The organism is Cytobacillus kochii (assembly GCF_044790165.1).
GTDB classification, from domain to species: domain Bacteria; phylum Bacillota; class Bacilli; order Bacillales; family Cytobacillaceae; genus Cytobacillus; species Cytobacillus kochii.
Genome location: NZ_CP085254.1, coordinates 4,210,954 through 4,223,328, shown reverse-complemented (window position 1 = coordinate 4,223,328; position 12,375 = coordinate 4,210,954). Strand labels below are relative to the sequence as shown.

Annotated in this window: 8 protein-coding genes; 7 read left to right on the top strand and 1 reads right to left on the bottom strand. The window is 40.0% G+C overall.

The features are described 5' to 3' along the window. The first annotated feature begins 4 nt into the window (after positions 1 to 4). Genes LG276_RS21540 through LG276_RS21530 form a run of 3 tightly spaced genes read left to right on the top strand, consistent with a single transcriptional unit; the run spans position 5 to position 1,036 of the window. Positions 5 to 340 carry a hypothetical protein gene (locus tag LG276_RS21540; protein WP_404292836.1) on the top strand — a complete coding sequence of 112 codons (336 nt, stop codon included), beginning with the start codon at positions 5 to 7 and terminating at the stop codon, positions 338 to 340. Positions 341 to 343: 3 nt separating this feature from the next. Then, a complete protein-coding gene (locus LG276_RS21535) occupies positions 344 to 697 on the top strand; it encodes a hypothetical protein (RefSeq protein WP_404292834.1) in 354 nt (117 codons plus the stop codon). Between the two features lie 3 nt (positions 698 to 700). Continuing rightward, positions 701 to 1,036, top strand: a complete 336-nt coding sequence (locus tag LG276_RS21530; protein ID WP_404292832.1) for a hypothetical protein — start codon at positions 701 to 703, stop codon at positions 1,034 to 1,036. Positions 1,037 to 1,084: 48 nt separating this feature from the next. Here LG276_RS21530 and LG276_RS21525 read toward each other — a convergent pair whose 3' ends face one another. Continuing rightward, positions 1,085 to 2,005 (bottom strand): NERD domain-containing protein, encoded by a 921-nt coding sequence (locus LG276_RS21525; RefSeq protein WP_404292830.1) that lies wholly within the window; start codon positions 2,003 to 2,005, stop codon positions 1,085 to 1,087. A 121-nt stretch (positions 2,006 to 2,126) separates the two neighbouring features. Between LG276_RS21525 and LG276_RS21520 the strand changes: the two genes are divergently transcribed. The 4 genes from LG276_RS21520 to LG276_RS21505 all read left to right on the top strand — a co-directional run bounded on the left by LG276_RS21520 (position 2,127) and on the right by LG276_RS21505 (position 12,336). Continuing rightward, positions 2,127 to 4,127, top strand: coding sequence for a hypothetical protein (locus LG276_RS21520; RefSeq protein ID WP_404292828.1), 2,001 nt, complete (start codon positions 2,127 to 2,129; stop codon positions 4,125 to 4,127). Positions 4,128 to 4,157: 30 nt separating this feature from the next. Continuing rightward, entirely contained in the window at positions 4,158 to 5,534 is a 1,377-nt protein-coding gene (locus tag LG276_RS21515) for an MATE family efflux transporter (RefSeq protein ID WP_404292826.1), read from the top strand. A 103-nt stretch (positions 5,535 to 5,637) separates the two neighbouring features. Beyond that, positions 5,638 to 7,650 (top strand): penicillin-binding transpeptidase domain-containing protein, encoded by a 2,013-nt coding sequence (locus LG276_RS21510; RefSeq protein WP_404292824.1) that lies wholly within the window; start codon positions 5,638 to 5,640, stop codon positions 7,648 to 7,650. Between the two features lie 1,494 nt (positions 7,651 to 9,144). Next, positions 9,145 to 12,336, top strand: a complete 3,192-nt coding sequence (locus LG276_RS21505) for a fibronectin type III domain-containing protein (RefSeq protein ID WP_404292822.1) — start codon at positions 9,145 to 9,147, stop codon at positions 12,334 to 12,336. Positions 12,337 to 12,375 lie beyond the last annotated feature (39 nt).

Sequence of the window (12,375 nt, the reverse complement as noted above, 5' to 3'; positions counted from 1 at the left end):
AATATTGGGCGGGATAGAGAAAGGGAAGAAAGCAGGAATTGTGCGTAAAAGGCGGATACGCGCAAAAGGGAAAGGAAAGAAGACAGGAATTGTGCGCAACAGGCGGATACGCGCAAAAGAGAAAGGAAAGAAAATAGGAGTTGCGCGCAACAGGCGGATACGCGCAAAAGAGAAAGGAAAGAAAGCAAGAATTGCGCGTAAAAGGCGGATACGCGCAAAAGAGAAAGGAAAGAAAGCAAGAATTGCGCGTAAAAGGCGGATACGCGCAAAAGAGAAAGGAAAGAAAGTAGGAATTGCGTTAAAAGGCAGATACGCGCAAAAGAGAAAGGAAAGAAAATAGGAATTGCGCGCAACAGGCGGATACGCGCAAAAGAGAGAGGAAAGAAAGCAAGAATTGCGCGTAAAAGGCAGATACGCGCAAAAGAGAAAGGAAAGAAGACGGGAAATGCGCGCAACAGGCGGATACGCGCAAAAGAGAAAGGAAAGAAGACGGGAAATGCGTGCAACAGGCGGATACGCGCAAAAGAGAAAGGAAAGAAAGCAAGAATTGCGCGTAAAAGGCAGATACGCGCAAAAGAGAAAGGAAAGAAAGGAGGAATTGCGTGTAAAAGGCAGTTACGCGCAAAAGGGAAAGGAAAGAAGACGGGAAATGCGCGCAACAGGCGGATACGCGCAAAAGAGAAAGGAAAGAAAATAGGAAATGCGTGCAACAGGCGGATACGCGCAAAAGAGAAAGGAAAGAAAGCAAGAATTGCGCGTAAAAGGCAGATACGCGCAAAAGAGAAAGGAAAGAAGACAGGAAATGCGCGCAACAGGCGGATACGCGCAAAAGAGAAAGGAAAGAAAGCAAGAATTGCGCGTAAAAGGCAGATACGCGCAAAAGGGAAAGGAAAGAAAACGGGAATTGCACGCAACAGGCGGATACGCGCAAAAGAGAAAGGAAAGAAAGCAAGAATTGCGCGTAAAAGGCAGATACGCGCAAATGAGAAAGGAAAGAAAACGGGAATTGCGCGCGTGTAAGATATCAAAAAGGTAGATGCGTAATCGTAACAAATGGTTTTTCCTCTTAGATCCTAAGTTACAGTCAATATTTGTTTTGTTTATAATAAGTAGATTTTCCTAAGCCATGACTTTCAAATTTGTTAAGCATGAAATAGTTAATGGATCTTTTACTAACCTCCCCACCAATCCAGTCAATAATATTAGCCGTAGTTACCTTGCGTTCTGGAAAAAGTGCTATATAATCTTGAATATTGTATAAAACAGTATCGTTGACTGTAGCAGAGTGATGACATTTCATGCAGGAAAATGTCTTTTTATTTTTTCTGTTCATCTTCCCTCCACAACCCCCGCAAAATAGCCCTTTCGCCATCTGATCAAAGTGATATTCAGGTTTATGGAGCAAGTGGATATCGTTTATGTGATTTGTTAATAAGGTATCAATAATTTTTGTGTGCATCCGTTGGGGTGAAAAGGTTTGTTGTTTGAGACCATCCAAGAATTCAGGGATTTGTCCTGGAAGAATGAGTTGTTCTTGATGAGAGGCACCGTAGAGGATAAAAGTAGGGTGGACGAAAATAAGGTAATAGTCAAACGGCATGTTAAGTTGGTACTTTTTTAAGAATTGATGGAATAAGGGTTCGGCACGTTTGATCTGGTTGAGGGGATTCTTCATTTCTTTGTGAGAGGGGCTATACCACTTATCTCCATCTACTGAAAAATTCCCTTGGAAGTTTTTCACTTCAAATAGTACTAGTTTGTTTTGGAGAATACAGAGGGCATCAATTTGAATCGTAGATTGGTTCACTTCAAATTGAAGATCATATAGAATCGGGATGTTCTTCGGGAGTTCATTCAGATAGGTGGCCCAATTCTTCTCACCATTATAGCCTTTTTGTAAAGATTGAAGATAGTACGCAGATTCTGGAGGTAATTCGGTGCGACTGTGGATTGCTCGATAAAAACGGAGAGTAGTCGAAACTTCGAGTGGTTTATAAACAGTCAAAAACATCATCCTTTCTTTTCCAAAATTATAACCGATAAGAGTGCCACTGTCATTCTTTTTCACCAGTAAGTCCAGTCCTTCATATGTTATAAAAGGACATGCTCAGATAGGAGTGAACATGATGGTTTCGGTTTCAACTTTTGCAGAACTGCAAACGGCAATTAGTAATCAAGAGGATGTTATTACGGTTACGGATAGTTTTGATCTTGAAACAACTTTATCAATTAACTACACAGTGGAGATAAGTGGGGAAAATACATCTATTATATTGACCAGACTTACGGGGTTTACAGGATACCTTTTTAATGTTGCTACAAATGGGAACCTACTTTTGCAAGGTTTAACTATAGATGGTAATAAACTAAATACTGTCGGCTCTTCGATTGTTTTTTGTACAGGTACGGGTATTGTAACGCTTAACGATTCATCCTTACAAAATTCTTCTGTGCCAAGGGGGGGTGCCTTCTATCTAACTGGATCTGCTATTGGTAATATAAACAATTCAACCATTTATAATTGTGATGCCTCAGAGTTTGGTGGAGGGATATATATTGCTTCAAGTGCACATGCGAATATCACCGATTCAATGTTAGTGCAGAATGTTTGTGCTAGCTTTGGAGGAGCTATTTTTGTGAACCAAGGAAGTGCCACTATTAATGGGTCAGTTATCTCCAATAATATCGCGACCGTTGGTGGGGGCATTTACTTTAATACGGGTACAAGTTTTACTATTGCTGATACGGATATTATCGGGAATCAATCAACTGAACCAACTGATACGAGGGGGGCAGGTGGGGTCTTAATCAACCCGGACGTTATTGGGAGCTTCATAAGAGGTAGCATCGCAAACAATACTGCGTTAAAAAATGGAGGCGGCTTGTATATTAACCAGCGATCTCAAATCGCCTTTAACGATGTTTTGCTAACTGGAAATTCGACATCAAGTAATGGTGGAGCTTTCTTTGCTAACATTAATAGTGTGATAAATATCGTTAACTGTGAAGTGGCGGACAATATTGCCAGTAATGGAGCTGGTTTATTTATCAATTCAAATGCAACGATTACTCTATCTCTATGCCGTATTTTCTCTAATCAAGCCAACCTTAATGGCGGTGGGGTATACTTTAATAATGAAACAAGTACGATATTCGACCAATGCACGATATTCGAAAATATTGCTGCTAATGGTGGAGGTGTGTTTGTCAATTTAAATGCGGGGCTTCAAATCATTGAGAGTATCATAAGAAATAACCGGGTAACTGAAAGTGGCGGTGGTGTGTTTGTTAATGATATTACAGAAGTCGTTCTCACTAATATTCAAGTAACTGATAACTATGCTGGTGAAACAGGTGGAGGCATATTTACGAATACAAATAGTCAAACAAGGATAACAGAATCTCTAGTTGAACGTAATGAAGCTGCCCTAGTTGGCGGAGGTATTTTTAATACAGGTGAAATTTCTTTTGTAGGTAGTAATAGTGTCGGGGATATTGGTGTGAATATGGCTGATACAGCACCAGGTATATATAATGGTGGTATTCTACTCATGCAAGATCAGCTTGGGGATGCGAACGGGCTTTATATTGTTGGTAGAAGTAACGTAGCCTACATTACCGCACCGCTTATCCAAGGGACTGTGGTTCAATTAGATTTAACCAATTATGTCACACCAAATGATGCTGGTACACCAATCGTAGTTGCTGAATCGACCGCAACTTATCCGATCTTAGTACAATCAGATGCGGATAAATTTTTTAAGCCGACAACCGAGTTTGAGGATTGGGTGATTCGTTTAAGTGATGACAATACGCAAGTCCTGTTGGTCAGATTACCTAATGATACAATTACTTATCAAAATATATTTAGAACGGTGAGTCCAAACCCACAAACGTACACGGCCTCAGAACTGCCAATTATATTAAATCCACCAGGACCAGTGCGTGGTTACCGATTTGTGAATTGGTATAATACTGCGGGTCAGGTGGTAACGGTTATTCCAGCAGGGACAACAGGGGATCTTATTCTTTATGCAAGGTGGGCTCCAGCTAGTGATATGTTATCATCCACTTCTGATGTTCGATTGAAACAACATCATTCCAGTGCTAAAATAAATCATCGCTAAAATCAGACTTAACAGGAGATAGAATAAAAAATGTATCATGCAGAAACGTGGAATGAGAAAATTAAGCTATTTTTGCAAGTGCTATGGCCGATTATGGTGACACAAATAGGGCTATATGCAATGAATTTAACGGATACGATGATGTCTGGCCGCGTTGGAACGGATGATTTGGCTGGAGTGGCAATTGGGTCCAACATATGGATGCCGGTATTTACAGGGATCAATGGGATTATGCTTGCTATAACTCCTATTGTGTCGCATTTACTAGGACAAGGCAAAAAGGAGAAAATATCCTATAGTGTGACACAAGCGTTATACTTAGCTGCTATTATTGCTGTTATTATACTTTTAATCGGTATTTTTTTCTTGGAGCCGATTTTAAGTATAATGAGCTTGGCTCCAAATGTTGAATATATTGCTTTTCATTATTTACTTGGCTTATCAATCGGGATAGTGCCGTTATTTTTATACAATGTGCTAAGGAACTTCTTTGATGCACAAGGATTCACACAAATCACGATGATCATTACCATATTAGCGGTACCAGTAAATATATTCTTGAACTACTGCTTAGTGTTTGGTCACTTTGGTTTTCCAAGGCTCGGCGGAATTGGTGCAGGTTATACAACGGGCTTTACGTATTGGTTCATTCTAATCATTAGTATATTAATCAGTTTTAAAATCGAAAAAATTAGAAACTACAAAATTGGGAAAGTTTGGTTTAAACCATCAATAAAAGCATGGAGAGAACAATTATCCATTGGAATCCCAATAGGATTAACAATTTTCTTTGAATCTAGTATTTTTGCGGTTGTGACCCTTTTAGTTGGTATGATGTTTTCAACGATTACAGTAGCAGCCAACCAAGTGGCGTTTAGTTTCACTTCCTTATTATTTATGATCCCTCTTAGTCTATCAATGGCGATGACAATTATGATCGGGTACTCTGTTGGGGGCAGACGCTTAGATAACGCGAAAAAATATAGTTTGCTTGGGGTTGTAGGTGGAATGGCATTTATGGGCTTTGCTTCTATTTTCTTGTTGTTCTTCAAAGAACAAATTGCCGCCATCTATTCGAATGATCCAGAAGTGATTTTACTTGCGGCTAACTTTTTTGTGATTGCCATTTTTTATCAGATTTCAGATGCTGCTCAAGCGGGGTTACAAGGTGTCTTACGAGGCTATAAAGATGTGAAAATACCATTTATCATTGCTTTTATTTCCTATTGGGTGATTGGTATTCCAGTTGGCTATAGTTTAGCTGCCTTTACAGAGCTTGAGGCATACGGTTTTTGGATTGGTATTTCCGTAGGGCTAACTGCAGCGGCAATCGGTTTCTACATTCGTTTGAAAAGCATTCATCATAAGGAAAAGGAAAAACAAGTAGGAATATCCGAGCTGTCATAAAGGCTCGGTTTTTTTTGTTCATAAAATGTTCGCATGAAACCGTTGTTCTATATATGGTATGAAAGTGACCGTAGTGTTAAAATGGTTGATGAGGGGGAGAGACATGAAAAAGGTAGTCTATTTATTTGTGGCCATTACGGTTTTAGCCATTCTTAGTGCATGCAATAAAGAGGTTGATCCAGAACAACGGTTATCTCAATATATAGAATATTGGAATAAAGAAGAGTTCGCAAAAATGTATGGCATGCTCTCAAAAGAGGCAAAGGAATCAGTTAGTGAAGAAGACTTTGTCAGTCGCTATGAAAAAGTATATACAGATTTAGGCATTGCTAACTTAGACATTTCACATAAAAAATCAGAGAAAGAACAAGATACAGATCAGCAATCATTACAACTACCATTTTCGGCAAAAATGGATAGTTTAGCAGGAGAGATTGCCTTTGATCACCAAGCAACATTAGTTAAAGAAGAGAGAGACGATGAGGAAAATTGGTATATTGAATGGGATACGACTTATATTTTCCCTGAACTTGGCCCGAATGATGAAATTACATACAACACAGTGAAGGCAAAACGGGGAGAAATTGTCGATCGTTCAGGCGATCCACTTGCTTTCAATGGGACGATTTTAGAAATTGGCATTGTCCCAGAACAAATGGACTCTGAAGATGAAACGGTTAAGCAAGTGGCAAAATTACTTGAGATCTCAGAGAACTCTGTTAAGGATAAACTAGGCGCGAGTTGGGTGCAGGCAAATCAATTTGTGCCAATCAAGAAAATTGCGACGAATCAAGAAGAACTATTAAATAACTTGATGAGCATACCAGGTGTATTAAAAAAGGATATTGAAGGTCGAGTATACCCTGGCGGCGAGGCTGCCTCACACTTAATTGGTAATGTCGCTCAAGTGACGGCTGACGACTTGGAGGAACACGAAGGAAAAGGATATGGCAGTAATGATGTCATCGGACGCCGCGGCTTAGAGAAAGTATATGAGGAAAAGCTGCGTGGTTCAAATGGTGTCTTAATAGGGATTAAGAAAGAGGACGGTTCAGAGGTAGTAGTGGCCGAAACACCAGTAGAAAATGGTAGCAACGTTCAGTTAACCATTGACCTCACATTACAAGAGGACTTGTATAAAGAACTGGATCATAAGCCAGGCACTGCGGCCGCCATTGACCCTGTTACTGGTGAAACATTGGCCCTTGTCTCTAGTCCAGGGTTCGATCCGAATCAAGCAACACTTGGATACTCTGCCTCTCAATTAGAAGAGCTAGAAGAGAGTGGTGATAATCCATTCTTGAATCGTTTTCAACACACGTATGCACCAGGTTCCGTGATTAAACCAATAACAGGTGCGCTTGCATTAAAAGAAGGAGCCATTAAACCTGAAGATACAATAGAAGTGAAGGGCCTGCAGTGGCCGGATGATAATCGCTGGGGTGATTACCGAATCACAAGGGTAAGCGATCCTGGAAAGCCAGTCAATTTCGATTTGGCGATGATGTATTCGGATAATATTTACTTTGCAAGGGCAGCATTAGAGCTAGGAAAAGACAAATTAACTGCTGGATTAAAAGAATTTGGCTTCACAGAGGATATTCCCTTTGCCTATCCACTCGAATCTTCTACAATCGGCGAGCTGGATAAAGAAACATTAATTGCCGATTCCGGTTATGGGCAAGGACATGTTGAAATGAGCATCCTTCACTTGGCTACTTCTTATACACCTTTTATCAATAATGGGTCAATGATTAAACCGATCTTGCTCCTGAATGAGGAAGAAAAGAGCCAAGTATGGAAGGAAAATATAATTGATGAAGCTACCGTTAAAACTGTAGCTGAATCGATGAATAAAGTAGTGAACGAACCAGGCGGTACAGCACGTACGGCACGTATTGAAGGCTACCCGCTAGCAGGGAAAACGGGGACGGCGGAACTGAAACAGACCGCTGATGAAGAGGGTAAAGAAAACGGTTGGTTTGTTGCCTATAACCCGGATGACCCCCATCTCCTTATCTCAATGATGGTTGAAGGTGTCGAAGAACAAGGTGGCAGTAAAATCGTCATCGAAAAAGTGAAAGATACATTTGAGAAAAACAAAGATCGTTTCTAATAAAGAATAAATACTGAAGGCTGGGACTAAATAGTTCCAGCCTTTTATTATTTTTAGATGCTTGATGTAATAACATGAGGGTGTAGTGGTAAGGAGAGGAGTGCTGCCTTGAGGGTGGTTTGAGTGGAAACGTACTAAAAATCGGAGTGAGTATGAAAAGATGGTGGGAAACGGCGAGAAGTGTACCAAAAACCGGAGTGAGCATGAGAATATGGTAGGGAACGTCGAGAATCGTATCAAAAACCGGAGTGAGCATGAGAATATGGTAGGGAAAGTCGAGAAACGTACCAAAAATCGGAGTAAGCATGAGAATATGGTAGGGAACGTCGAGAAGCGTACCAAAAATCGGAGTGAACCGAAAAATATGGTAGGAAACGGTGAGAAACGTATCAAAAACGGAGAGAGCATGAAAAGATGGTAGGAATCGCCGAGAAGCGTACCAAAAATCGGGGTGAGCATGAGAATATGGTAGGGAAAGTCGAGAAGCGTACCAAAAACTGGAGTGAGCATGAAAAGATGGTAGGATTCGTCCAGAAACGTACCAAAAATCGGAGTGAGCCGAAAAATATGGTAGGAAACGTCGAGAAGCGTACCAAAAACCGGAGTAAGCCGAAAAAGATGGTAGGATTCGTCCAGAAACGTACCAAAAATCGGAGTGAGCCGAAAAAGATGGTAGGAAACGCCGAGAAACGTACCAAAAATCGGAGAGAGCATGAAAATATGGTAGGAAACGTCGAGAAGCGTACCAAAAACCGGAGTAAGCCGAAAAAGATGGTAGGAAACGCCGAGGAACGTATCAAAAACCGGAGATAGCATGAAAAGATGGTAGGATTCGTCCAGAAACGTACCAAAAATCGGAGTGAGCCGAAAAAGATGGTAGGGAACGGTGAGAAGCGTACCAAAAATCGGAGTGAGCCGAAAAATATGGTAGGAAACGTCGAGAAGCGTACCAAAAATCGGAGAGAGCATGAAAAGATGGTAGGAAACGCTGAGAAGCGTACCAAAAACCGGAGTAAGCATGAAAATATGGTAGGAAACGTCGAGAAACGTACCAAAAATCAGAGTGAGCAAGAAAAAATGGTAGGATAACGGGGATAATCGCCACAACAGAGCTTATCCCTATGGCTACCAACCCGACCCACGATTCTCCTTTCTTGAGGGGTTACCTTTCAAAAATTTCTATCACCCCTATAACCATCCCCAACCGATCAAACCTCCGGGAGAGACAAGCAGCACATGACATGACCTACATCGCAAATCAACGCTCAAACATTAGCTGACGTCTCCCCCGCAATGGCTTATCAAACAAGCTTAGTCTGGTGATGGGGAGAGCAACCCAGCCTAGTCAACTTTCGACAAAAACCTCATTTATTCTCAAGGGATGATGTCGAAAAATATTCTATCGTAAGTATCTATACAAGCCCATCTATTCGTTATATGATACATCTTGAAAGGAATATATTTCTAAAAATAGAGAGAATAGGGGAATTGGGAATGAAAAAAGCTATCCATCTACTTTTATCCATGATGCTCGTTTTTTCTATCATCCCTGCATCCGTCCTAGCGGAGACAGAGAGTACGGAGGAAACACCGACATCACCAGGAACAACTGATGTGGAACAACCATTAGATATTCAATTGCAAAATCCAGAATACATTGATGGGCAAGTGAAATTGAAATGGCGAGTGAAATATGAAGAATCTGCAAATGAGAATGCAGAATTGTTCACCCTCGTTAAAAACGGAGAACGCTCGGTTCTTGCCAGCCAACCAGAAATGAGTCAAGAACAAACTGGGGAGGATGGCGTTTATCGTATATATGAATTGATTGATTCTGAGGTGAAACCTGGAGATACAGTGACTTATGCGATTGCGCAAGGTAAGGCGCAAAGTAACGAAACAACGTTAACGGTTGAAATGCCGGTTGTAGAAGAGGAAGCTAGCGAAGAGTCACCAAAAGACGATGAAACGGTTGTTGAGGAAGAGGAACAAGTAGCGGATGAAGAAGCAGCAAAAGATGAACCTGTCCCTACCATAAATATTGTTGCTCATAAGATAACTGATACAACAGCTGACATTTCGTGGAGTTTAATGGATGTTGATGAATTTAGATTATACGTTGATGGCCATTTAAAAGAAGTCGTTTCACCAAATAAAACCACTTATGCATTAACGAAATTAGCCCCTGCTACTACATATAAAGTGAAAGTAGAAGGTGTTCAAAAAGGTAGTGTAGTATCTTCAGCAGAGGTAGAAGTAACAACATCGGCAGTACCTACAGGAGAAGTTATTCCATTCGAAGACAGTACTCTTGAGCAAGCAATTAAAGATGAATTAGGGTTAAAGCGCGCTATTTATCAAGCTGACTTAGACCGTTTAACAAGTCTATCAATCTCGAATTTATGGGTAACATCTATTGAAGGATTACAATTTGCGACAAATTTAGAAACATTGCATCTCGGTTATAATGACATTGCTGATTTAACACCAATCAAAGCATTAACAAAGTTAAAAGACCTTGATGTCACAGGATTAGCTATTACAGATACAAGTATTTTTAGTACAAGTTTAGTGGAATTAAATATCTCTCATACTTCCCTAGCCAACCTGGACTTCCTCAAAAAATTAACGAATCTTCAAACAGTTTATGCTTATGGCCTGCCTTGGATTGGTGAAAATGCTGGGGCACAAGCTGTACTGAAAGATTTAACTGCAAAAGGCGTAACCGTGTACAGCAATGAAGCAGATGATGTAAATATGATGGTAGAGCGTGGATTTGTCAATGAATCAAGTATCCAAGTGTATTGGAGTTTCTGGCCTGAAGCCAATATCAATTTGTACCCAGATCATTATATTGTTTCTATTGACGGGAAAGAAACGAAAGTATCTGGTTTAGAAGAACATGTATTTAAGAACTTAAAGGCAGATACAACCTATGATATCGTTATTAAGGCTTACGACGGTAAACAATTAATTGGTCGGGCAACAATGGATGTGAAAACGGCAAAATTACCTGAAGGAAAAAAAGTGTCGATTAAAGACAAAGGGTTAAGAGACATGATTAAGATGACTCTTGGCATTAGCCGTGACATATATGAAAGTGATATGAAAAATTTAACTTCACTGTATGTTGATTATGAAGGTGTTCGGAATTTAGCTGGGCTAGAGCTGGCTACAAACCTTGAAGAGCTATCGATAACAGGGAACCCAGTCAGTGATCTAACAGCGATTAAAGGCTTGAGTAAATTATCGGTATTATATATTGATGACACGAAAGTGAAAGATTTAAAACCATTGTCGGGCTTAACAAGCTTGAATATGCTTGTTGCTTCCTACAATCCTGGACTCGATTTATCACCAATACAAGGTTTACCTAACTTACAATCGCTTTCAGCTGATAGCAATGGATATAAAAAGCTCCCTGCTTTGCCAAGTAGCTTAATCGAATTATCACTATATGATAATGAACTAACAAGTCTTAAAGGAATCGAAAAAGCAGCCAATCTGCAATACTTAATCGTATCGGATAATCCAATTAGTGATTTCAAATCACTAGCGAAATTACAGTTACTATTTTTACTTGCAGATTATACAAATATGACGAATCTTGATTGGTTAAATTCTGAGAATGCCCATGTTTTACAAGGTCTCATTATTTCGGGTAACGCTATTACTGACATTACACCACTTAAGAATGGTAATAATCTATTATTCTTAGCAATGGATGAAACAGCTATTACGGATATTTCGCCATTACTAGATTTACCTTACTTAGCTGTTGTCTCTTTCATCTCGGTCCCAACGCTTGACATTTCGGAAGGATCGAAAGCGATGGAAGTGATTAAAGAATTAAGAATGCGCGGTGTGGAAGTTTTCTATGAAGAAGAAATGGGGAACTTAAGCTTTACCTCTTTAACAGCGACACATGATTCGATCTATGCAGAATGGGAATATAATGGAGAAGAAGAAGTAGCAGCTTATGAATTGTATATAGATGGTGAATCAGTAGATACAGTATCAGGAACAGAATCTAGTTACGTATTTACTGGACTATCTCCGGGAACGCCGTATGAAGTTGCTATTGCAGCACTAAATGCGGATGGAGAAGAAATTGAAATTTATTTCGGTTATGTATTCACGATTAGTGAAGATCTTTACTTCACAAAAGTAGAAGCAACAGAAGACTCTATTGAAACAGAATGGATATACGATGGTGAAGGAGCAGTCTATGAATATGAAATCTCTCTAAATGGAGAAGAGTATGAAATCGTGGATGCAGATACACTCTCGCATATTTGGACAGAACTTGAGAAAGACACAACATATACTATTGAATTGATGGCCTATGACGAAGAATATGAAATCCTTGGCTATACTTATGCAGAAGCAACAACAACAGTAGATGAAGATGGAACGGGCGAGGGCAACACCCCTCCTCCACCAACGAAAAAACCAGACCCAGGCAATGGCAATAAAAAACCAAATGATGGTAAAACACCAGCAGATGTCATCAAAGGGAAAAAAGAACAAATGAAATCTGGCGCCAAACCAGAGGAGAAAACAGGTAAGTCTCTACCAAATACGTCAACCAACAGCTATAACTATTTAGCAATGGGTATGACAATCTTACTAGCAGGTACCATCATGTTATTCCTTGCAAGGAAAAAACAGCCGTCATTGAAATGATGAACAAAGAGTGACACTAAAATGGTGTCACTCTTTATT